At 66.3% G+C, this 19822-nt stretch carries 26 protein-coding genes and 2 tRNA genes; 19 read left to right on the top strand and 9 right to left on the bottom strand.

From position 1 onward, the window contains the following. The first annotated feature begins 137 nt into the window (after nucleotides 1–137). From recO to ERC79_RS02710, 3 genes are read left to right on the top strand one after another with little or no spacing between them, the layout of a single operon-like run. Nucleotides 138–953 carry a DNA repair protein RecO gene (recO, locus tag ERC79_RS02720; RefSeq protein ID WP_131575517.1) on the top strand — a complete coding sequence of 272 codons (816 nt, stop codon included), beginning with the start codon at nucleotides 138–140 and terminating at the stop codon, nucleotides 951–953. Beyond that, on the top strand, nucleotides 919–1722 hold the full coding sequence (locus ERC79_RS02715) for an isoprenyl transferase (protein ID WP_242676729.1): 804 nt from the start codon (nucleotides 919–921) through the stop codon (nucleotides 1720–1722). The genes recO and ERC79_RS02715 overlap by 35 nt, the downstream gene beginning before the upstream one ends. Then, nucleotides 1719–2120, top strand: coding sequence for a hypothetical protein (locus ERC79_RS02710; protein ID WP_207390414.1), 402 nt, complete (start codon nucleotides 1719–1721; stop codon nucleotides 2118–2120). Before ERC79_RS02715 ends, ERC79_RS02710 begins: the two co-directional genes overlap by 4 nt. A gap of 96 nt (nucleotides 2121–2216) precedes the next feature. On the opposite strand, the gene ERC79_RS02705 is transcribed toward ERC79_RS02710, so the two are convergent. Together ERC79_RS02705 and ERC79_RS02700 are read right to left on the bottom strand one after the other, a co-directional pair. Next, nucleotides 2217–2654: a Fur family transcriptional regulator gene (locus ERC79_RS02705; RefSeq protein ID WP_131575511.1), complete on the bottom strand. Its 438-nt coding sequence runs from the start codon at nucleotides 2652–2654 to the stop codon at nucleotides 2217–2219. A gap of 74 nt (nucleotides 2655–2728) precedes the next feature. Next, entirely contained in the window at nucleotides 2729–3058 is a 330-nt protein-coding gene (locus tag ERC79_RS02700) for a metalloregulator ArsR/SmtB family transcription factor (RefSeq protein ID WP_131580661.1), read from the bottom strand. 247 nt (nucleotides 3059–3305) lie between these two features. Here ERC79_RS02700 and ERC79_RS02695 point away from each other — a divergent pair, with 247 nt between their 5' ends. Continuing rightward, nucleotides 3306–4697 carry a glycine--tRNA ligase gene (locus ERC79_RS02695; RefSeq protein ID WP_131580660.1) on the top strand — a complete coding sequence of 464 codons (1392 nt, stop codon included), beginning with the start codon at nucleotides 3306–3308 and terminating at the stop codon, nucleotides 4695–4697. 57 nt (nucleotides 4698–4754) lie between these two features. On the opposite strand, the gene ERC79_RS02690 is transcribed toward ERC79_RS02695, so the two are convergent. After that, a complete protein-coding gene (locus ERC79_RS02690; protein ID WP_131575510.1) occupies nucleotides 4755–6803 on the bottom strand; it encodes a TPM domain-containing protein in 2049 nt (682 codons plus the stop codon). Nucleotides 6804–6871: 68 nt separating this feature from the next. On the opposite strand from ERC79_RS02690, the gene ERC79_RS02685 reads away from it, so the two are divergent. The 3 genes from ERC79_RS02685 (at nucleotide 6872) to dnaG (ending at nucleotide 10860) form a co-directional block, all read left to right on the top strand. Further along, nucleotides 6872–7567 carry a YdcF family protein gene (locus ERC79_RS02685; protein WP_131575508.1) on the top strand — a complete coding sequence of 232 codons (696 nt, stop codon included), beginning with the start codon at nucleotides 6872–6874 and terminating at the stop codon, nucleotides 7565–7567. Next, on the top strand, nucleotides 7564–8853 hold the full coding sequence (locus ERC79_RS02680; protein WP_131575506.1) for a deoxyguanosinetriphosphate triphosphohydrolase: 1290 nt from the start codon (nucleotides 7564–7566) through the stop codon (nucleotides 8851–8853). The genes ERC79_RS02685 and ERC79_RS02680 overlap by 4 nt, the downstream gene beginning before the upstream one ends. Nucleotides 8854–8934: 81 nt before the next feature. After that, complete coding sequence (gene dnaG, locus ERC79_RS02675; protein ID WP_131575505.1) at nucleotides 8935–10860, top strand: DNA primase; 1926 nt, start codon at nucleotides 8935–8937, stop codon at nucleotides 10858–10860. Here the strand turns inward: dnaG and ERC79_RS02670 are convergent, their stop codons facing one another. Next, nucleotides 10861–11109 (bottom strand): hypothetical protein, encoded by a 249-nt coding sequence (locus ERC79_RS02670; protein WP_131575503.1) that lies wholly within the window; start codon nucleotides 11107–11109, stop codon nucleotides 10861–10863. 136 nt (nucleotides 11110–11245) lie between these two features. On the opposite strand from ERC79_RS02670, the gene ERC79_RS02665 reads away from it, so the two are divergent. Continuing rightward, a tRNA-Asn gene (locus ERC79_RS02665) sits at nucleotides 11246–11321 on the top strand. Nucleotides 11322–11392: 71 nt separating this feature from the next. Here the strand turns inward: ERC79_RS02665 and ERC79_RS02660 are convergent. From ERC79_RS02660 to ERC79_RS02655, 3 genes are read right to left on the bottom strand one after another with little or no spacing between them, the layout of a single operon-like run. Then, nucleotides 11393–11641 (bottom strand): PLD nuclease N-terminal domain-containing protein, encoded by a 249-nt coding sequence (locus ERC79_RS02660; protein ID WP_131575501.1) that lies wholly within the window; start codon nucleotides 11639–11641, stop codon nucleotides 11393–11395. Between the two features lies 1 nt (nucleotide 11642). Next, a complete protein-coding gene (locus ERC79_RS22920; protein ID WP_165497035.1) occupies nucleotides 11643–11810 on the bottom strand; it encodes a hypothetical protein in 168 nt (55 codons plus the stop codon). A 50-nt stretch (nucleotides 11811–11860) separates the two neighbouring features. Next, complete coding sequence (locus tag ERC79_RS02655) at nucleotides 11861–12547, bottom strand: 3'-5' exonuclease (RefSeq protein ID WP_131575499.1); 687 nt, start codon at nucleotides 12545–12547, stop codon at nucleotides 11861–11863. 171 nt (nucleotides 12548–12718) lie between these two features. On the opposite strand from ERC79_RS02655, the gene ERC79_RS02650 reads away from it, so the two are divergent. Beyond that, nucleotides 12719–12792 (top strand) — tRNA-Ile (locus ERC79_RS02650). A gap of 44 nt (nucleotides 12793–12836) precedes the next feature. Here ERC79_RS02650 and ERC79_RS02645 read toward each other — a convergent pair. Next, nucleotides 12837–14009: a site-specific integrase gene (locus ERC79_RS02645; protein WP_131575497.1), complete on the bottom strand. Its 1173-nt coding sequence runs from the start codon at nucleotides 14007–14009 to the stop codon at nucleotides 12837–12839. Beyond that, on the bottom strand, nucleotides 13999–14625 hold the full coding sequence (locus tag ERC79_RS02640; RefSeq protein WP_131575495.1) for a DNA-binding protein: 627 nt from the start codon (nucleotides 14623–14625) through the stop codon (nucleotides 13999–14001). The genes ERC79_RS02645 and ERC79_RS02640 overlap by 11 nt, the downstream gene beginning before the upstream one ends. 106 nt (nucleotides 14626–14731) lie before the next feature. Between ERC79_RS02640 and ERC79_RS02635 the strand changes: the two genes are divergently transcribed. From ERC79_RS02635 to ERC79_RS02595, 10 genes are all read left to right on the top strand, one after another. Continuing rightward, nucleotides 14732–14929, top strand: a complete 198-nt coding sequence (locus ERC79_RS02635; protein WP_131575493.1) for a helix-turn-helix domain-containing protein — start codon at nucleotides 14732–14734, stop codon at nucleotides 14927–14929. Nucleotides 14930–15030: 101 nt separating this feature from the next. Continuing rightward, a complete protein-coding gene (locus tag ERC79_RS02630; protein ID WP_131575491.1) occupies nucleotides 15031–15465 on the top strand; it encodes a hypothetical protein in 435 nt (144 codons plus the stop codon). Nucleotides 15466–15682: 217 nt separating this feature from the next. Then, nucleotides 15683–16084 (top strand): helix-turn-helix domain-containing protein, encoded by a 402-nt coding sequence (locus tag ERC79_RS02625; RefSeq protein WP_131575490.1) that lies wholly within the window; start codon nucleotides 15683–15685, stop codon nucleotides 16082–16084. Between the two features lie 488 nt (nucleotides 16085–16572). Continuing rightward, on the top strand, nucleotides 16573–16920 hold the full coding sequence (locus ERC79_RS02620; RefSeq protein WP_131575488.1) for a hypothetical protein: 348 nt from the start codon (nucleotides 16573–16575) through the stop codon (nucleotides 16918–16920). An 83-nt stretch (nucleotides 16921–17003) separates the two neighbouring features. After that, a complete protein-coding gene (locus tag ERC79_RS22915) occupies nucleotides 17004–17165 on the top strand; it encodes a hypothetical protein (RefSeq protein WP_165497034.1) in 162 nt (53 codons plus the stop codon). A gap of 113 nt (nucleotides 17166–17278) precedes the next feature. After that, nucleotides 17279–17536: a hypothetical protein gene (locus ERC79_RS02615; protein ID WP_131575486.1), complete on the top strand. Its 258-nt coding sequence runs from the start codon at nucleotides 17279–17281 to the stop codon at nucleotides 17534–17536. Further along, on the top strand, nucleotides 17529–17906 hold the full coding sequence (locus ERC79_RS02610) for a helix-turn-helix domain-containing protein (RefSeq protein ID WP_242676728.1): 378 nt from the start codon (nucleotides 17529–17531) through the stop codon (nucleotides 17904–17906). The genes ERC79_RS02615 and ERC79_RS02610 overlap by 8 nt, the downstream gene beginning before the upstream one ends. Nucleotides 17907–17927: 21 nt before the next feature. Continuing rightward, nucleotides 17928–18554 (top strand): hypothetical protein, encoded by a 627-nt coding sequence (locus tag ERC79_RS02605; RefSeq protein ID WP_131575484.1) that lies wholly within the window; start codon nucleotides 17928–17930, stop codon nucleotides 18552–18554. Continuing rightward, on the top strand, nucleotides 18551–18922 hold the full coding sequence (locus tag ERC79_RS02600; RefSeq protein WP_131575482.1) for a capsid cement protein: 372 nt from the start codon (nucleotides 18551–18553) through the stop codon (nucleotides 18920–18922). The genes ERC79_RS02605 and ERC79_RS02600 overlap by 4 nt, the downstream gene beginning before the upstream one ends. 14 nt (nucleotides 18923–18936) lie before the next feature. Beyond that, on the top strand, nucleotides 18937–19821 hold the full coding sequence (locus tag ERC79_RS02595; RefSeq protein ID WP_131575480.1) for a major capsid protein: 885 nt from the start codon (nucleotides 18937–18939) through the stop codon (nucleotides 19819–19821). Nucleotide 19822 lies beyond the last annotated feature (1 nt).

Genomic DNA, 19822 nt, shown 5'->3' with positions numbered 1-19822 from the left:
CCATCGATGCCGACTGTTCGTTCGAACGAACAGTAACAAGTTCTATTTTCTCCCGTGGGCTTTCCAGGGGCCGTGCGTGCACGCGCCTGTCGGGACTCGTCGGTGCGCCGTGGGAGACTGGGCTACGTGAGGTTGTTGTGAGGTTGTACCGGGACCATGCGGTGGTGCTGCGCCAGCACAAGCTGGGCGAGGCCGACCGCATCGTGACCCTCCTGACGCGGCAGCAGGGCCTGGTGCGCGCGGTCGCCAAGGGTGTGCGCCGCACCAAGTCGAAGTTTGGTGCCCGTCTCGAACCGTTCGCTCACATCGATGTGCAGCTGTACCCGGGGCGCAGTCTCGACATCGTCACCCAGGTGCAGACCGTCGACGCCTTCGGTGCGGACATCGTCGACGACTACGGCCGCTACACCACCGCCTGCGCAATCCTCGAGACCGCGGAACGGCTCGCGGGTGAGGAGCGGGCGCCGGCGCCGCGACTGCACAGTCTCACTGTCGGCGCGCTGCGTGCGGTGTGCGATCAGGTGCGTCCGGCGGAACTGGTTCTCGATGCATTTCTGCTGCGAGCGATGGGCTACGCCGGTTGGGCGCCCGCGCTCGACGACTGCGCCCGTTGCGCCGCACCGGGGCCGCACCGCGCCTTCCATGTTGCAGCCGGTGGCGCGGTATGCGTGCACTGCCGTCCGCCCGGGTCGGCGACGCCGTCGCCTGGGGTGCTCGACCTCATGAATGCGCTTGCCCGCGGGCAGTGGGCCGAGACCGACATGGCGTCCTCGTCACTGCGCAGCCAGGCCAGTGGGCTGATCGCCGCACATCTGCAATGGCATCTCGAGCGGCAGTTGCGCACTCTTCCGCTGATCGAGCGGGCCCGGCCCCATGCGGCAGAGGGTGACTCGGGTGCGGTCAGGCAGGATGGTGAGCGTGATTCGACGACGCGAACCGCAAGCTCAGCCTGACCGGGCCGTCCGGCCGCCCGCCCCGCACCCCTCGGGGGCTCGTCCGCCGATTCTGCAGCCGGAACTGATCCCGCAGCATGTGGCTCTGGTGATGGACGGTAACGGGCGCTGGGCTCAGGATCGGGGGTTGCCTCGCACCGCAGGGCACGAGCGCGGCGAGGCGGTCCTCATGGACACCCTCGAAGGCTGCATCGAGATCGGCGTGAAGTGGCTGTCCGCGTACGCGTTCTCCACGGAGAACTGGAAGCGGAGCCCCGATGAGGTCAAGTTCCTGATGGGCTTCAACCGCGATGTGATCCGACGTCGGCGCGACGAGATGCACGAGATGGGTGTGCGCGTGCGGTGGGCCGGTCGTCGTCCGCGCCTGTGGCGCAGCGTGATCAAGGAACTCGAGGTTGCCGAGGAGCTCACCAAGGACAACACCGTCATGACGCTGACGATGTGCGTGAACTACGGCGGGCGTGCCGAAATCGCAGACGCGGCAAGGGAAATTGCCCGTCGTGTGGCGGCAGGACAGCTCGATCCGGAGAGAATCACCGAGGCCACCGTCGCGCGGTACCTCGACGAGCCCGACATGCCGGACGTCGACCTGTTCCTTCGTCCGTCCGGCGAACAGCGGACGTCGAACTTTCTGATCTGGCAGTCGGCATACGCGGAGATGGTGTTCCAGGAGAAGCTCTTTCCCGATTTCGACCGCCGCGATCTGTGGGCGGCGTGTGTCGAGTATGCGTCCCGCGATCGTCGCTTCGGCGGCGTGAAGTACGAGTGATCATGGATTCCGCCGAGGCGTTGCAGGGTCGGGCGCGTGAGGCGCTCGGGAGTTTCGTGACCGTCGATTCGGACGCCGACGGCTCACTGCGGTTCGAGTACGGCGGCGCGCTGTGTTCACTGCGGGCGGTAACGCTCGCCGAGGGACTCGATGTGCTGTCGCTGACCGGCGTGTTGGCGTGGGATCGGACGATCAAGCCCGCGTTGCACAAGCGGGTGGCCGAGCGGAATGCGCAACTGCAGTTCGGGTCCATCAGTGTCATTACGCGTGGCAAGCTCGCGGATATGGTGCTGCGCTACACGTTTCCGGCGACGGGTCTGTCGGGCGCGCCGCTCACCACGATGCTGCTGCTGGTGCTGTCGGGCGCCGAGGAGGCTCGGAAGGGCCTGCTGGCGTAGCGGGTCCGCACCGCGTGTCGGCCGGCGACCATCGATCAGCACCGGCTTCATCTTGTACAGAACGTGCTCGGAGTTCGGCCGACCGCCGACTCCGAACTACTGCGCCTCGGCGCAATCGCGGCAGGTGCCGAAGATCTCCAGGGTGTGGCTGACGTCGGTGAAGCCGTTGCTGTCGGCGATGGTCTGTGACCACTGCTCGACTGCGGGACCATCCACTTCGACGGTGAATCCGCAGCTGCGGCACACGAGATGGTGATGGTGTCCACTCGAACAGCGCCGGTACACCGATTCGCCGGTGTCGGTGCGGAGTACGTCCACGGTGCCGGCGTCGGCGAGGGCCTGGAGCGTCCGGTAGACGGTGGTGAGGCCGATGCCCTCGCCGCGCCTACGGAGTTCGTCGTGCAGTTCCTGAGCAGAACGGAACTCGCTGATCTCGTCGAGCAGGGCGGAGATCGCGCTGCGCTGCTTGGTGGAGCGCACGCCCACCACGGCGCGCCCGCGCCGCTCGGTCCTGTCCACCACGTTCTCCGTCATGCTTCCTCCGTGACAAGCTCCGTCATGCTTCCTCCGTGACAAGCTCCGTCATGCTTCCTCCGTGACAAGCTCCGTCATGATTCCTCCGCGTGGGCGACAGCGTCGATGACGATATGGGCGAGGTGGTCGTCGACCAGTCGGTACATCACTTCCCGGCCGTTGCGCTCGCCGCGCACCACGCCGGCGGCCTTGAGTACTCGCAGGTGCTGGCTGATGAGCGGTTGGGTGACGCCGAGTGCGCCTACCAGTTCGTGGACGCAGCGCTGCGATTCGCGCAGCTGCAGCACGATCGCGATCCGGACCGGCGCGGCGAGGGCGCGCAGAATTTCACCTGCCGCGGTCAGTGTCTCCTTGGGTGGCAACGGTGCGGCCGGGGTTTCGGCGCACGGGCCATGGTCGTGCAGGTCGGCGCTCGATTCTGCTCGTGACTCGGCGTGCAGGTCGCCGGCATCGGCAACACTCACGGTGTGGCTCCTCACGTGCGGTCCCGTCGGGTGGTCGATCCCACCTTATTGCAAATCAATTCCATTTTGATATGCACGAATACGCATGTCAACCGTGTGCGTGGACGGCGGCGCGCCTACAGATAGTCTGGACTGGCGAAAACCGCACGTGAACCACGCATCTATTACCCAGATGGAGAGCACCCAAGTGGCACCCAAGTCCAAGATCGATACCGTCGCCAACCTCGCCAAGCGCCGGGGGCTCGTCTACCCATGCGGTGAGATCTACGGCGGTACCAAGTCGGCCTGGGACTACGGTCCGCTCGGCGTCGAGCTCAAGGAGAACATCAAGAAGCAGTGGTGGCGCAACATGGTCACCAGCCGCGAGGACGTCGTCGGACTCGACTCGTCGGTGATCCTGCCCCGGCAGGTATGGGAGGCCTCCGGCCACGTCGAGGTCTTCTCCGACCCGCTGGTCGAGTGTCTCAACTGCCACAAGCGTCACCGCCAGGACCATCTCCAGGAGTCGTACGCCGAGAAGAACAAGCTCGACGACCCCGATGCCGTGCAGATGACCGAGGTCGTGTGCCCGGACTGTGGCACAAAGGGGCAGTGGACCGAGCCCAAGGAGTTCTCCGGCCTGCTCAAGACCTACCTCGGCCCGGTCGACAGCGAGACCGGCCTGCATTACCTGCGTCCCGAGACCGCGCAGGGCATCTTCGTGAACTTCGCGAACGTGCTCACCACCTCGCGCAAGAAGCCGCCGTTCGGCATCGGCCAGATCGGCAAGAGCTTCCGCAACGAGATCACCCCCGGCAACTTCATCTTCCGCACGCGCGAGTTCGAGCAGATGGAGATGGAGTTCTTCGTCAAGCCCGGCGAGGACGAGGAGTGGCACCAGTACTGGATCGACTACCGGATGGACTGGTACACGGGCCTGGGCATCAACAAGGACAATCTGCGCCTGTACGAGCATGCTCAGGAGAAGCTGTCGCACTACTCCAAGCGCACCGTCGACATCGAGTACCGCTTCCACTTCCAGGGCAGCGAGTGGGGCGAGCTCGAGGGCATCGCCAACCGCACCGACTACGACCTGGCGACGCACTCGAAGGCGTCGGGCACGGATTTGAACTACTTCGATCAGACCAGCGGTGAGCGCTACACGCCGTACGTCATCGAGCCGGCGGCGGGCCTGACGCGTTCGCTCATGGCGTTCCTGGTCGACGCATACACCGAGGACGAGGCCCCCAATGCCAAGGGCGGCGTCGACACCCGCACCGTGCTCCGCCTGGATCGTCGCCTGGCGCCGGTCAAGGCCGCGGTGCTGCCGCTGAGCCGCAACGCCGACCTCTCGCCCAAGGCGAAGGATCTCGCGACCACGCTGCGTCAGCACTGGAACATCGAGTTCGACGACGCCGGCGCCATCGGCCGTCGCTACCGCCGTCAGGACGAGATCGGTACCCCCTTCTGCATCACTGTCGACTTCGACACCCTCGACGACCACGCGGTCACCGTCCGTGAGCGCGACACCATGGCGCAGGAACGCGTCGCTCTCGACCAGGTCGAGGGCTACCTCGCGCAGCGCTTGCTAGGCGCCTAGCGCCCGTGCGCGGTTGGCGAGTCCCTGGACTCGCCAACCGCGCACGGGCCGCAGGCCCTAAAACCGGCCTCCGCCACCGCGGCCGATCCGACCGGAACTGCTCGGGCCACCGAATGAACCGGGTCCCGGCCCGCCCCAGCCGCCGCCACCGCGGCCACCCCAGTTGCCGCCTCGGCCACCGAAACCGCCTCGAAGCATGCTGTCGATCAGGATGCCACCGAGGATCGCGCCGGCCGCGTTTGCGCCACCTCCAGCGACACCGCCGCTCGGCGGTCGTTGGTTGTCCTGATAGCGGTTGACGTCTGCCTGCGCAGCCCACAGCGCGCGCGACCCCAGTTCGGTGGCGGTCTGGGCGTGCTGCAGAGCCTTGGACGGATCGGACGCGGTGAGTTGCCGGGCCGCCTCGAGGTGCCGCTGTGCCTCCGACAGGCGGGTCCGCGCCTCGGCGCCGACGGCCCCGCGGCGCGTCGAGATGAAGTCTGCGGCGGCGGTGACCTGAGACTGCGCCGCCGTCAGATCCTGGTCCAGCCGTGCGCGCGCCCGGTCGGCCTGTTGGCCGGCCTCCCTTGCCTCGGCCAGAACGGCATCGAGCTTCGCGTCGGCCTCGACGATCTTGGTGAAGCTACCCAGCGGATCTGTGTCCTTGGCGTCCTGCGCCATTCGCAGGGCCGCGTCCGCGGCATCGCGGGCATCGGAGAGCTTCTTTCCGCCCTGCTGGGCGAGCGGGCCGGCGGCCGCGATGCCCTGCGCGGCATCGTCCATCGCGGCAGGGAGGGTCGCGATGGCGTGCCGGATGTCGGTGTCGGCGCGCTCGACGGCGTCGAGTAGCTGGCGGGCCTGGTTCAGCGCCCCTTCCGCCGCGCGGATCGCGATCACCGCGGGCCCCTGCTTTCCGGCCGGAAGAGCCGTGGCGTCGCGTCCGGCTGCGATGTTCTGCTCCGCGAATGTGATCCGCTCCCGCGCCATGGCGGGATTGTGCTCGACGGTCGCCAGCACCGAGGCGGGGAACTCGCCGCGCAGCGCGGTGAGGGTTGCGTCCGCTGCGGGGATCCGGACGGTGAGGGCGACGACATCCCGAGTGAGCGCGTCCAGGCGGGCCGGGGCGTCGAGCAGCAAATCGCGCATCGAGTCGAACTCCGCAACGCGGGCGTTCAGTTCGCGGTCGGCGCGCCCGCACGTGGTGATGAGCTCGAGGAGCAGCTCGCGTTGCTGCTGCGGGGTTTCCGGAAGTTCGTCGTCGAGTCGCTGGCGGATGGTGAATGCGGCCGCCAGTGTCGCGCGGGCCTGGTCGAACGCGGAGGTGAACGGCGCGGTGGCATCGGTGCCGAACTCGCCGACGGCCAGGTTCAGCTCTTCCTCACTGGTGCGGATCGCGTTGTCCATCTCGACCAGTGCGTCCTTCGCGAGCGCGTCGAGCGCCGGAATCGGCAGTGCAGCCAGGGCTTCGGGGTCAGTGGGATCGATCTGACGGGCAGCAGCGACGGTGTCCTCGAGTCGGTCGCTCCGCTTCTTCCGCAAGTACAGGAAGACGCCGCCACCGACCAGCGCCACTATCCCGATGCCGACGCCGAGTACCTTCAGAGACGTGCGAGTCGCCGTCATTGCGTCGCCGATTCCGCCTGCGGCGGCGATCGCCGCGCCGGACCAGTCTGTCTCGCGCAGGGCCGGTTCCACGGAGTCGGAACGAACCGACTGTAGTTCGGCATTGGTGACCTGCGAGAGCGCCTGGGGCACATCGAAGTAGTACGAGCGATCCGTCGTCGCGACCGCGAGGAGTGCGTCGTTGTTGCCGAGCCCGCTCATCTCCGCGGTGCGCTGCGTCCATGTCTGCGGGTCGATCCCGCCGAAGTCGGCCACGTATACCACCCACAGTGCGACCTTGTGTTCGTCGTACAGCGAATCGAGCGCGTCCTGCACATCCGACCGCTGTCCCGGGTCGAGAACGCCGGCGGAGTCGGTGATGTGGTCGGGCAGCCGCGATGGTGCCTCGGCGGTGGCGGTCACGGGGGAGAAGACCAGCGCGAGCAGCGCGAGCAGGGCGCCGATGGCGGCCGATCGGCGCGCGACATCGTGACGTGTGCGTGGACGCGACGGTGCATGTGCCATGTATCGAATCTATCCGCTGTGGCGCGTCGTCAGGCCCGGCCCGGACACCGGACTGGCAGAATCGTGGAGTGAGTACCGCCCCCAGTTACGACCTCCCCGAGCTGTCGCCCCGTTCTGCTCCGCGCCGCTCGTTCGGTTCCGCGGTAGGCAGATGGGTCCGTCGGCTGGTGCTCGGGGCCGTGCTGATCGGATTGATTCTGGTCGGCGGCACCGCGTTCCGGGTGTGGCAGGTCGCACGAATCACCGACACCGCTCGTGCCGACGCGATCGTCGTGCTCGGTGCGGCGCAGTATGCGGGCACCCCGTCGTCAGTGTTCGAGGCCCGCCTGGACCAGGCCCGGAAGCTGTACGAACAGGGTGTCGCACCGGCGATCATCACGGTCGGGGGTAAGCAGGAGGGCGACGAGTACACCGAGGCGGCTTCGGGCCGCAACTATCTGATGGACCAGGGAGTGCCGGGTGATCGGATCACCGCGGTTCAGGAGGGCTCGGACACACTGCTGAGCATCGAGGCCGTCAGCCGTGAGATGGGGGAGCAGGGAATGCGGTCTGTCGTTCTGGTGAGCGACCCGTGGCATTCGCTGCGGACCCGGACCATGGCTCGTGACGCTGGGCTCGAGGCGTGGACCGCACCCACCCGGCAAGGACCCGCGGTCATCACCCGCGAGTCGCAACTGCACGGAATCACTAGGGAGACAGGCGCTTTGCTCTGGTATCAGCTCACGCACTTCTCGGCCGACTTCCCGTACACGGCGGGCCAGTGACGGACCGAACCTCCCGCGCCGCATACACCGATCACGACATCGAGCGCAGGGTGCGAGAAGCGCCGAAGTCGGCCGGAATCGGTCCCACCGTCGAGTCCGGTCAGCACCGGTCCGACTTCTCCCGTGACCGGGCCCGCGTCCAGCACTCGGCGGCATTGCGCCGTCTCGCCGACAAGACTCAGGTGGTGGGGCCGCGTGACGGTGACACCCCGCGCACGCGGCTCACGCACTCGATGGAGGTCGCGCAGATCGGACGTGGCATCGCGGACGGCCTGGGCCTCGACCCCGACCTGGTGGATCTGGCCGGGCTCGCCCATGACATCGGCCACCCGCCGTACGGACACAACGGGGAGAAGGCGCTCGACGAGGTTGCGGCGAGCTGTGGCGGCTTCGAGGGCAATGCGCAGAATCTGCGGATTCTCACCAGTCTCGAGCCCAAGATCCTTGATCAGGAAGGGCGAAGCGTCGGTCTCAACCTCACCCGGGCGTCGCTCGACGCCGCGATCAAGTACCCGTGGACTCGTCCCCGCCCCGGCGCGAAGTTCGGTGCCTACGATGACGATGCCGGCGTTCTCGCGTGGGTACGGGACGGTGCTCCAGAGGGTCGACAGTGCCTGGAAGCGCAGGTGATGGACTGGGCGGACGACGTCGCATACTCGGTGCACGACGTCGAGGACGGCGTCATCGCCGGACGCATCGATCTGCGGGTGCTCCGCGACGCGGCCGAGGTGCGCGCGCTCGCCGAGCTGGGGGCATCCGAGTTCAACGGCCTGGTTGTCGACGAGCTGGTAGAGGCAGCCGAGCGGCTGTCGAAGCTTCCGGTGGTGGCGGCGATCGGTGGCTACGACGGCACGCTCGCCAGTTCGGTGGCGCTCAAGAATCTCACCAGTGAGCTCGTGGGCCGATATGCCACCGCGGCGGTCACCGGGACGCGCCGCGTCACAGGTCCCGGACCGATCGCGCGGTATCAGGCTGACCTCGAGGTCCCGCCGATCGTTGCCGCGGAGGTGGCACTGCTCAAGACCGTCGCGCTGCACTATGTGATGTCCGATGCCGGTCACAAGAACCGTCAGGAGCGGCAGCGGGATCGGTTGTATCGGGTTGCCGAGTGGCTGTTGCGCAGTGCGCCCGCCGGCCTCGATCCCCTGTTCCTGCCGGCCTGGCATGCGGCGGCCGACGACCCTGCCCGGGTGCGGGTGATCGTCGACCAGATTGCGTCGTGCACTGAGAGCCGGCTCGAGCGGATCGACAAGCAGAGCCTGGGCGCCCAGGCCAGTTGGGGGTAGGCAGCGGAGCTGCCTGTGCGCCTTTCTGGTGGTGTGGGCCACCCCAAAGGCGCACAGGCGCGAAGCGCCTAGACTGCCCTCGTGGCCGGCCGAATTCCTGACAGAGACATCGCGACCGTTCGCGAGCGCACACGGATCGAGGACATCGTCGGCGAGTACGTCTCGCTCAAGCGTGCGGGCGGCGATTCGATGAAGGGGTTGTGCCCCTTCCACGACGAGAAGTCGCCATCGTTCCACGTCCGCCCCAACCACGGCCACTACCACTGCTTCGGCTGCGGTGAGGGCGGCGACGTCTACTCATTCCTGCAGAAGATCGAACACGTCAGTTTCGTAGAGGCCGTCGAGCAGCTCGCGGACCGGCTGAACTACCAGATCTCCTACGAGGGCGGCGGCCCTTCCGTCCAGCGCGACCGCGGCACTCGTGCGCGGTTGGTGGCGGCGAACGCGGCCGCGCAGGAGTTCTACGCGGCCCGGCTCGAGGAGCCCGACGCCCAGGCCGCGTGGGACTACCTCACCGAACGAAACTTCGACGCCGCCGCGGCCGCCCAGTTCGGTTGCGGATACGCGCCCGACGGCTGGGACGTACTCACCAAGCATCTGATGGCCAAGGGCTTCGAGGCCAAGGAACTCGAGGCGGCGGGCCTGTCGAAGGAGGGGCGGCGCGGCCCGATCGACCGGTTTCACCGCCGGCTGCTGTGGCCGATCCGGAACCTGTCGGGCGACGTCATCGGCTTCGGCGCCCGCAAGTTGTTCGACGACGACACGATGCCGGGCAAGTACGTCAACACCCCCGAGACCATGCTGTACAAGAAGTCACAGGTGCTGTTCGGGCTGGACCTTGCCAAGCGGGACATCGCCAAGGGCCATCAGGCGGTGGTTGTCGAGGGTTACACCGACGTGATGGCGATGCACCTGGCCGGGGTGAAGACCGCCGTCGCTGCGTGTGGCACCGCATTCGGCGACGAGCACCTCGCGATGCTGCGCCGGCTACTGATGGACGACAGTTACTTCCGCGGTGAAGTGATCTACACGTTCGACGGCGACGCGGCCGGGCAGGCCGCCGCGATGAAGGCGTTCGAAGGTGACCAGAAGATGGCGGGGCAGACTTTCGTCGCGGTCGCGCCCGACGGTATGGACCCATGTGAGCTGCGCCAGAAGTCGGGAGATGCTGCCGTTCGCGATCTGGTCGCGCGACGCACCCCGATGTTCGAGTTTGTCGTCAAATCCTTTCTGGCCGAACATGATCTGGATACCGCCGAGGGGCGCGTCGAGGCGCTGCGTCGGACTGTCCCGGTGGTGGCACGAATCAAGGAGCCGACACTGCGAGACGGCTACGCGGTGCAGCTGTCCGGCTGGGTGGGCTGGGACGACATCCCGGCGGTCCGCCGCCGGGTCCGGGACGAGGCGCGCAAGTTCGCTCGCGGTGGCGGTTCGACGCCGCCCAAGCGTCGGTCGGCTGACGAGACCGCCGCGGCCACGGAGGCGGCGGAACGGCGGCTGGCCCGGCCACGGCCGAATGATCCGGCTCTGTGGCCGCAGCGGGATGCACTCAAGGCGGCACTGCAGTATCCGGCCATCGCGGGGACAGTCTTCGACTCCCTGCCGCGCGAGACGTTCACGCACCCGGCCTATGCCGCGGTGCGGGAGGCTGTTGCGGCCGCGGGCGGGACCGGCGCCGGCCTCGGGGGTGGGGAGTGGGTGGACGCGGTCGGCCGCAGCACCACGGACCACACCGCGCAGTCTCTGGTGATGGAGCTCGCAGTCGACCCGTTGCCGGCTGACGACGACACCGCGCCCCGCTATATCCGGGGTGTGCTTGCACGTTTGCAGGAGGTCTGGGTCGGCGAGCAGGTTGCCGAGCTCAAGTCGAAGTTGCAGCGGGTGTCGCCGACGACGGATTCGGATGAATTCCACTCGTTGCTGGGGGATCTGGTTGCGCTCGAACAGTATCGGCGCAGCCTGCTCGATCAGGCGATCGGTGACACAAGCGGCGAGGGCATCACCTGACTAGTTCCTCCGCAGCTGATCACGGGGGATCAGGATCGTCGTCTGCTCGTCGATCGGCTTCATCGGCTCCAGCTTGGGTTGGGTGCTCAGCGAATCTGCGAGCTTCTGCCGTCCGGTCTCGATGACCTTTTTCGTGGCGGGGCTGGTCGCGACCGCTCTCGCGGCCTTGCTGATCTGTTCGTACCGCGCTCGGCCCGCTCGGGTACCCAGCACGTAGCCCGCCGCGACGCCTACCAACAACCGCAACATTTCCGGAATCCTCCCGTCGAACTGCCTGGCTACATCCTGCCTGATCCGTCTCTGTTCAGGGGATTTGGTACTTGGGTGGGGGTATGAGCTAAAGTTCTCCAGGCGCCGCCGGAAACGGTGCGCCACACCCAGGCAATCCCCTGTAGCTCAATTGGCAGAGCATTCGACTGTTAATCGAACGGTTGCTGGTTCGAGTCCAGCCGGGGGAGCCAGACAGAAGGCCCCTCATCCTAGCGGATGAGGGGCCTTCTGCGTTCTCGAATGCCGTCCATTCGGACGATGCTCAGTGGGGACGATGGCCGGAAGCCACATCGTCGGTGCCGGGTTTGTTACCTATCAGCAGCCATAACAGCGAGCCGAGGACTGGCAGCGCCAGCACCAGGAGAATCCAGGCGATCTTGGCGGGCGTGGTGATGTGGCGGGCACGGAGCACCGAGATGCTTGTCGACACGACCAGGATGAGCCATAGCAGTACCAGCGCCATCCATGCGATGTCGAATGCCAGGGGCAGGGTCGGATCGTGCTCGTCCACTTCAGCGTCCCGTCGTCATCAGCAGCATCGCGGCAGCGAGTGCGAAGGCGAGGATCGGCAGCCCCCACCGCATCCGGTGCCGCTCGTAGTCCCACCAGGCGCGTCCAAGCTCGCCGACACTCATTTCCCGCCACGACACGCGCGCCATGAACCCTCCCTCGTCCGGCATCTTCCGATTTCCTGCATCATCGCAGACTGGGGGCCGTGCGTGGTGTTCCGTCAGGCGGCGGCCCGAATAGGCCACTGCCCGTCGACATCCGACGCATCACGGCCCGTGCTCAACAAATACTCGGCAAAGTCGCGCTGGCGTTCGGCGTGCCAGCTCGCCTGGCTCGTCATCACATCGTCGAGATCGGCGAGCTCCGGGAAACGTTCCGGCAGAATCCGCGCCAGCTGAGCTGCGGCGAGCGCGTCCGCCTCCGCCTCGTGTGCACTTCCGAGATCGACTCCGTAGTGCTCGCACAGCGCGCTCAACGTGCGCTTGCCGCGGCGGTGACGATCAACCTCGCGGTCAATCACATACGGGTCCACCACGAGCCCGTAGTCGTCCATCGGCGGCAGTCCGAGGCGCCGCCCTTCCGCGTCCATCACGGTCAGGTCGTACGACGCGTTGAATGCGACGACGGCGTAGCCGGCCGCCCACGCTTCCGTGAGTGCCTGACGGATCTCCCGGTATCCCTCGGTGTAGTCACGGCCGTGCTCGCGGGCGTAGGACGTGGAAATGCCGTGCACGTCAATGGCACCGGCCGGAATCTCGACTCCCGGATCAACCAGCCAGTTGCGCGTGCGGGACTCTCCACCGTCGGCGATGACGACACACGCGGTCACGATGCGTGCCGAGAGTGGGTCTCGGCCAGTTGTTTCCAGGTCGAATGCGCAGATCGGTCGGGTGGTCCAGTTGTTCACTTCGGGGTCCTTCGGGTGTAGCCGAGACTTGCTGTCAGATCGTGCCGTAGGTAAGTGTGCGGGCTGGCACCGACATGTCTCGGCATACTCGCGACATGCGCCACCCCGCAGACAGGAGCAGGCGAGGGCGGACGGTAACATTCGGCTGTCGGCGAGGTATCGTCGCAGCAGGGGGCGGTAGCTCAGTCGGTTAGAGCCGTGGACTCATAATCCATTGGTCGCGGGTTCGAGCCCCGCCCGCCCCACGTAAATGCCCCTTTCTCGAAGTCGAGAGAGGGGCATCCATCGTTTATTCATCGCTTATGGCGACGGTCCTATCGAGCAGATCGGCGACGACCGTGTGCTGCCGGCCTCGCGTCATGTACTTGTCCTGAGTCATCGACACGTGACGGTGCCCAAGATGATCGGCGCCGATCCGCGCCGACAGGCCCTCGTCGTCGATCAGCGTCGCCACCGACTTCCGAAACGTGTGGGTCGTTGTCTCCGCGACGCCGAGGTCATCGCGCACCTTGCGCCACTGCTTCCCGAAGTTGTTGGGATCCCGCAAAGTTCCCGCCGTCGATGGGAACACCACGCCGAGGTCACCCAGGCGCGGCTGCGCGGCCCGCTTCTCGAGCATGTCGAGCGCGAACCGGGGGAGGGGGATCGTGCGTAGGCCTGCAGCAGTCTTCGCGGCCTCCACGCGAACCAGGCCCTGCCCCTTCACTCGCACAACCTTGCCGCTGATCGACACGGTTCCAGCTTCGTCGTCGATGTCCTGCCACCTAATTGCCAACAGCTCCGACCGCCGTACGCCGGTCGCAATCAGCAACAGGATCGGGTCGGCAATGTCATTGGCCAGGCAGTAGTCCGACTCTTGCACGGCGGTGACCAGCACGCGGAGCTCATCGCCCGTGAGGGCCCGTGCGCCCTTGGGTGGGTTCTTGGATCGGATCTGTGAGACCTCGCCGACAGGGTTCGTGTCGAGGGCGCCACCGAGAACTGCCATCGCGAGCGCGCCACGCAGGATCGTTTTGGACTGCCGCGCCATCGTCGGCCCGTGAGCCTTCACCATCGCCCGCAGCGCGGCGTCCACACGGCCTGGGGATGCTTCACCCACGCGAATGCCTGCGATCCGCGGTTCCAGCTTCCCGAGCGCGAACTCGTACGTCGACATCGTGGCCGCAGACCGGCCCTCTTCCTCGAGGCGGCGTAGATGCGTTCGGCACAGGGACAGCACTAGCGTGTCGCGGTCGATCTCGTCCTCGGTCGGTGTTCGCCGCGCATCGAGTGCATCGCGTAGTTCCTCTTCGGCCAACTTGCCGTACTGATCACGTCGGCCGGCAGGGGAACGACGCTCGACAATCCGCACCACGCCGTCGTCATCACGGAACCGGCACCGGGCAAGCCATACGCCGCCGCCTTGGTCGATTCGTCCGATTTTGCCGTGCTGCCCGATGCGCAGTGGCGGCCTACCCGCCATCGCTCACGACCGCGCCGGGAGTCTTCTTGAGCTCCTGGCTCAAATAGTCGAGGTAGTGCTGCTTGGCGTTGACCTCGCTGAACATCTGCGTGGCGACTTCGTCCGAGCCTGCGGTGCGCATCCGGGCGGCGACTCGCGTCAGCCTGTCGATCTCCGATTCCGTCTTGATGCGCTCACGCGACAGGTAGACCAGCCGTGCACCGTCCTCCACGGCCCGGACCTGCTCAAGGTTACGAAGACGTTCGTCCTCAGGCAGCGGCTCCCCGTCTGATGCGAACAGGTCTGGCTGGAAAGTAGTTTCCCCGGAGAACCAGGTTGCTGCGGTGATCGAACTGACGCGGTTGCCCGGCACGAGTTCGACCTCGCCGTCTGGCAGTGCTGGATAGAGGAGCGAAATGGGAGGGATCTGCAAGGCCCAGGCGAGCACGCTCAACTCGGCTGTCGTTACGTACTTTCGACGGCCTGACTCCAGGTCGGCGATTGTGCTGCGTGAGATCCGATGGCCCGCCTCTGCGGTCCTGTCGGACAACCATTGGCCAGATCGCTTACCTCGCAGGTCTTTCACAGTCTGGGCGATCCGCTGAGCCTGTTCTTCGGCCCACTGCTGTTGCGTCATATCCCACAGCCTAGCGGGAACTTGTGGAAATCGACAGGCAGATGTAGCGTTTGTGGAGACAGCGGCAGAATCGCCGGAATGAGTGGAAATACCCACAGGAGTGCGAATGCAAACCAGCGAGGACTACTGGCTGAGTCGCGAAGAGGTTGCGGGTCGAATCAAGTTGCCGGTCAAAACCTTGGCCCAGTGGGCGAGTCAGGGGAAGGGGCCGCGTTTCTCGAAGATCGGCCGATTCGCCCGCTACAAGATGAGCGACCTCATCGCCTGGGAAGACGCCCAAGCAACTCGCGGCGGCGGCGACTGATGCCGTTCCGACCTCCAGTGCAAGAGACCCTCGCCCCGGCGGCCACCGGGGGCGAGGGCAGTGAGAACCAGACCAACACCCAAGAAGGACTTGATTCGACCGTGACTGTATCGAACATCACCGCCCTCGCCCAGTGGAACACTCTGGACGGCCGTATCGACAGCATCGCCGCCGACAACGTGGTGCCCGACCACCGCAAGCCCGCGTGGTGCGACGAGATCACCTACGTCGGTTCGACTGCCACGTCCGCAACGATGCTCTCCGCCCCTGCCGCCGTAGCCCTGCGCCGGCACCCCGGCGTCGTCTCGGATAGCAAGGGCAAGATCGAGCCCGCTCTCGCGTACGTCGATATCAGGCAGCACGCCGGAGCCCGAGAGCCTTACATCCACGTCGAACGCTGGGCAGCTGTCAACGGCACGCATGCGTTGATCAGTGGATCGGACTACGGGCTGACCATCGACGAAGCCGAAGAACTGGCGTACACACTCACACTCGCCGTCGCCGCTGCACGCGAAGCACTTGGGGGGCAGGTGTGACCGCCACAGAGTTGATCCTGATCGCCAACGCCCGCGGGGTGAAGGCCTCCACCGTCCTCGCTGAACTGCTTGAGCACCTCGGGCACGACAAAGGCAAGGCGGCCTAGCTGATGACGGCCCTTGAGATCGCCCTCGCCGCAGTGCTTGTCATGCAGTCCCTCGCGTGGCTGCTCACCGACTACGCCCGCTTCGATCCCGAAAGGCGCGGCGACTGATCATGACCGCCCAGCCAGTAGACGAGTGGGTTGAGGGGCCTCAGCCCGCGGCCACGTTCGAGTGGCAGCGAATCATTCGCCGCCTCTCAGACGAGGCCATTCAGGCCGATCGAGTGAAGGGTTCAACCGTCAAACTCGTCGCCGTCATGCTGGCTACCTACGCGGACCCTGATGGCAGTCGCGTCTATCCCAGTGATGCACGTCTGTCGCGCGTCTGTCTGCTCTCGCTCTCATCGACGAACCGCGCCAAGAACTGGCTTGTCGCGAATGGATTCCTGCAGATGTCGAAGCAGGGGAATCGATACACCGGGCAGGCGAACGAATACCGACTCACGCTCCCCGTGAACCTGCTCGAGCTGAAGCTGTTGAACCCCAATGAGGACCATGCCGAGGGGATGGCGTGAGGCGCGGGTCCCGCAGAGGGGCGACATGTCTGCGTGGCACTGCTGCCACGCAGAGAGTTATCCACAGGCCTACCTCTGCATGGCATCCATGCCACGTAGAGATAGCCCCAATCTCAAAGTCTGCGTGGCATTTAGAAAAGTCTGCGTGGCATTTGGCGCGAGTCTGCGTGGCGCCCATGCCACACCACCTACCTATACCAACCACCTACCAACCACAGAGATCCGTCCCCGGCTTGAGAACGCAACTCACGACCGCACGTGCGCGCGAGGAGAAACCATGCCTGATCGATATGGAGATGAGCCGAACGAGGGCCGACCGGCACACGACCCACGGTGCCGATCCGGATGGCTCGGCCAAGACCTCGACGGCCGCCCCATCCCATGCCTGCAATGCCGGCCACACCTCCGAAAGACCGCGGACGTCAACGACCACTCACTCATCCGATGACCCGCCGCACCAACAGCCACACCACCCGAGAGGCCACAGCATGACCACCAAGCGACACCTGACCACCGTCACCACCACAATCACGACCAACCACCAAGCCCTTGACACCAGGGCAGCATCGGCGCCGTGGGTCGAGCTGCCCGACGACGCGGCACACCCGACTTTCGACGACGCTCCTCGGTTCCTGATCGGCCGTCACACGATCCAGCTGCACCACGACGTGCACGACGAGTACGAGGACGTCACAGTCACCGCGACCCACGTTCTCAACGGCCTCACCGGTGAACAGATTGAACTCGGACCGTGGTCACTGACCGCCAGCGACGCACGCGAACTCGCGAACTCCCTGCACCATCTCGCCGCCACCATCGACGCCGTCGGCGCATGACACCGACCCTGTGCCACTTGGACGGGTGCCGGCACCTCACCAGGCACCCGTCCGGGCACTGCCCCGACCACCAGGAGCCCGCAATGCGCGTACAGCCCAGCACGATCGACCCACGCGTGACACGAAGCCCGCGAGACCGCCGGCCGATTCTGCTCACTATCGGCGGGCACACCTACGGCCTCAGCCCCAACGAGGCCCGAGACCTCGCAGACCGGCTCGTCGACGCCACCGAGACCGGCCGCTGACCCCCCCTCGAAATTTTTCGACCCCACCCCCACATGACTCCTTGGCCGCCAGTCATGCGTTTTTTTACGGAGCCCTGGAACTCACGTGCGAAGCCAACTCGGAAGGACACCCGATGATCGACGAAACCCCAGATCAAGCCAAGTATCACCGCCGCGCCGCGGCCCTCGTGGTGCATATGCTCGACGACAACGACGACGGCATTCGAGCGGTCATGATGGACACCCTCGAGGAGGGCGAGTATTCCATCGTCCGCTTGCCGATGGCGGTGGTGACTCTGCTGACGGACGAATTTCCCCACCTGTTGGGGAGGGTGGGGAATCTGCGTGAGCGGCTTCTCGGGTACGCGAGGATCGAGGCGTCCGGTGACTGACGTCAGACGCCTCGACGGCGTGTACCTCTCACCGGAGGTCGCGAAGGACGTCGCGGACGCTCTGGCCTACTGCGAGGACGCTCTGATCAAGACCGGTCGGCAGTGGACACCGAAGATGCGACGGATTCAGTCGGACCTTGTTGCCGCGTGCGTAAGTCAAACTGACGCCAGCGCAAGGAAACTGGCAGAGCAGTCCGCAAGTTCGCCACTGTTGGGTCATGAGTTCGTCGACACCATCACCGCCGCCGAGGTTCTCGGGTGCTCTCCCGCGAACGTCCGCTATCTCGTCCGGCGGGGGACGCTACCCGGCCGCCGCGTCGGGAACCGCTGGCTCGTCTCCGCTGACGCCGTCCACGCTCGCACAGCCTGACACCGCGGGGATGGTGCGCCGATGAACGCCGATCTGCGCACCATCCCCGGCGTCGAGCTCGTCAAGACCGGGACGTGGGAAGTCAGCACCGGCACATGGAACGTCACCCCGGAGCTGCTTGCCGCAGCCAAGGCCGCCCACGACTCCGGCTCTGTCCCCAAGCCGATCGTCAAGCTCGGCCACATCGATTCGCGGTTCGATGGTGAACCTGCACTCGGGTGGGTCGACAATCTCGAGATCCGCGATGACGGCAACACTCTCGTCGGTGATCTGGTCGGGGTCCCGGCCTGGCTAGCGTCGATCGCCGCGTCCGCTTACCCCAACCGGTCCGTCGAAGCGGTCCACGACCTCGAGCTGTCGGATGGCACCACCCACGCGCTCGCACTGACCGCTGTCGCCCTGCTCGGGGTCACCAAACCCGGTATCCCGGCACTGACATCGCTGTCGGACGTTCGCGAGCTGTACGACGTCGCGGCATCGGCCGGCACCCCGGTCACCCTCACCGTGGTCCACGCATCCGAGCGCACCTCCACGCTGCACACCCTCCCGCCCCGCGAACGGGTCCGCGTCCGCGTCGCAGCGGCCCGCCGCCGCCGGCGCACCGCCGACTACCTGCTCGCAACCCTCACCGAAAGCGAAACACCATGAACCAGATCGACGTCTACAACCCCGGCCGCGACCTCACCGCCGTCGCGACCGACGCCATCACCGCCAAGCGGTTCGTCCGCATCAGCGGCAACCGCAGCTCGAGCGGGAACCTGTCCGTCGCCCACGCCACTGCCGGCGGCCGCGTCGCAGGCGTGGCAGCCGACGACGCAGCCAAGGACGCAATCGCGCTCGTCGTCCGCGGACACTCCCGCGTCGTGAAGGTGACCGCGGGCGGCTCCATCGCCGCGTTCGCCGAAGTCGAGGTCGGCCCGGACGGTAAGGCCATCACCGCCGACACCGGCCACGTCGTCGGCTACGCCGTCACCGCCGCCATCCCCGGCTCCGACGCCCACATCTCCCTGCTCTGAAAAGGACCCACACCATGACCTACTCGCTGCTCCCCGACCTGCAGGGCCGCCGCCTCACCGTCGACGTCGCCCTCCAGCAGCCCACCATCCTGCGAAACAGGATCGCCGAGCTTGCCGACCCTCAGCTCGTTCTCGACAAGTTCTTCACCAGCTCCGGCCAGAAGGTCGAAGGCGGCGGCATCCTCTTCTCGATCATCAAGGCCAGCGACTTCTACACCGCGAACGATGTCGAGAAGCGCGGCCCCGGCCGCGAGTACGCCGTCGTCGAAGGCGTCGACCTCGAGCCCAAGCTCGCGACTGTCGACGACTGGGGCGGCAAGTTCCAGATCCTCGACGAGCAGATCAACCGCAACGACGTCTCGTACATCGACCAGCAGACCACCCAGCTGACGAACACGATCGTCCGCAAGCTCAACGACGCCGCCCTCGCCGCTATCGAGGAGCACATCGGCGCCGAGAACACCCTCGCCGGACACAACTGGTCGAACGTGGTCACGGTCGGCCCCGAGGCGGATCTGACCCCGAACTCGGAGCGCCCGTCCGCTGACCTGTCGGCCGCACAGCTCGCCGCGACCATGCAGGAACTCGGTGTCGTGCACGACCTGCTCGTGATGCACCCGACTCAGGAGCACGCCCTGAACGTCGCCTACGGGGACAAGCTCGCCGCCATGCTCGAGTCCGCCGGCGTCTCGAAGTTCGTCACCCCGCGCGTCCAGCCCGGTGTCGCGTACGCGCTCAAGAAGTCCGAAGCCGGTGTCGTCGGATTCGAGACCCCGCTGACCGTCGAGTCGTACGACGACCGCGCCACCCGATCCAAGTGGGTCCAGGCATACGCCGTCCCCGCCTTCGCCGTCGAAAAGCCCTACGCGGTCAAGAAGCTCACCGGACTGGCAGGCTGAC

The organism is Rhodococcus sp. ABRD24, assembly GCF_004328705.1.
Lineage (GTDB): Bacteria > Actinomycetota > Actinomycetes > Mycobacteriales > Mycobacteriaceae > Prescottella.
The sequence above is the reverse complement of the archived record's forward strand: the minus strand, read 5'-3'. Positions and strand labels throughout refer to the sequence as shown.

Excerpts from the sequence above, each read along its gene's own strand:
- ERC79_RS02705 (WP_131575511.1), bottom strand. The coding sequence starts at position 2,654 with ATGACGGAGAACGTGGTGGACAGGACCGAGCGGCGCGGGCGCGCCGTG.
- ERC79_RS02595 (WP_131575480.1), top strand. The coding sequence starts at position 18,937 with ATGACCTACTCGCTGCTCCCCGACCTGCAGGGCCGCCGCCTCACCGTC.
- ERC79_RS02615 (WP_131575486.1), top strand. The coding sequence starts at position 17,279 with ATGATCGACGAAACCCCAGATCAAGCCAAGTATCACCGCCGCGCCGCG.
- ERC79_RS02600 (WP_131575482.1), top strand. The coding sequence starts at position 18,551 with ATGAACCAGATCGACGTCTACAACCCCGGCCGCGACCTCACCGCCGTC.
- ERC79_RS02605 (WP_131575484.1), top strand. The coding sequence starts at position 17,928 with ATGAACGCCGATCTGCGCACCATCCCCGGCGTCGAGCTCGTCAAGACC.
- ERC79_RS02670 (WP_131575503.1), bottom strand. The coding sequence starts at position 11,109 with ATGTTGCGGTTGTTGGTAGGCGTCGCGGCGGGCTACGTGCTGGGTACC.
- ERC79_RS02690 (WP_131575510.1), bottom strand. The coding sequence starts at position 6,803 with ATGGCACATGCACCGTCGCGTCCACGCACACGTCACGATGTCGCGCGC.
- ERC79_RS02640 (WP_131575495.1), bottom strand. The coding sequence starts at position 14,625 with ATGACGCAACAGCAGTGGGCCGAAGAACAGGCTCAGCGGATCGCCCAG.
- ERC79_RS02635 (WP_131575493.1), top strand. The coding sequence starts at position 14,732 with ATGCAAACCAGCGAGGACTACTGGCTGAGTCGCGAAGAGGTTGCGGGT.
- ERC79_RS02645 (WP_131575497.1), bottom strand. The coding sequence starts at position 14,009 with ATGGCGGGTAGGCCGCCACTGCGCATCGGGCAGCACGGCAAAATCGGA.
- ERC79_RS02620 (WP_131575488.1), top strand. The coding sequence starts at position 16,573 with ATGACCACCAAGCGACACCTGACCACCGTCACCACCACAATCACGACC.
- ERC79_RS22920 (WP_165497035.1), bottom strand. The coding sequence starts at position 11,810 with ATGCCGGACGAGGGAGGGTTCATGGCGCGCGTGTCGTGGCGGGAAATG.
- ERC79_RS22915 (WP_165497034.1), top strand. The coding sequence starts at position 17,004 with ATGCGCGTACAGCCCAGCACGATCGACCCACGCGTGACACGAAGCCCG.
- ERC79_RS02625 (WP_131575490.1), top strand. The coding sequence starts at position 15,683 with ATGACCGCCCAGCCAGTAGACGAGTGGGTTGAGGGGCCTCAGCCCGCG.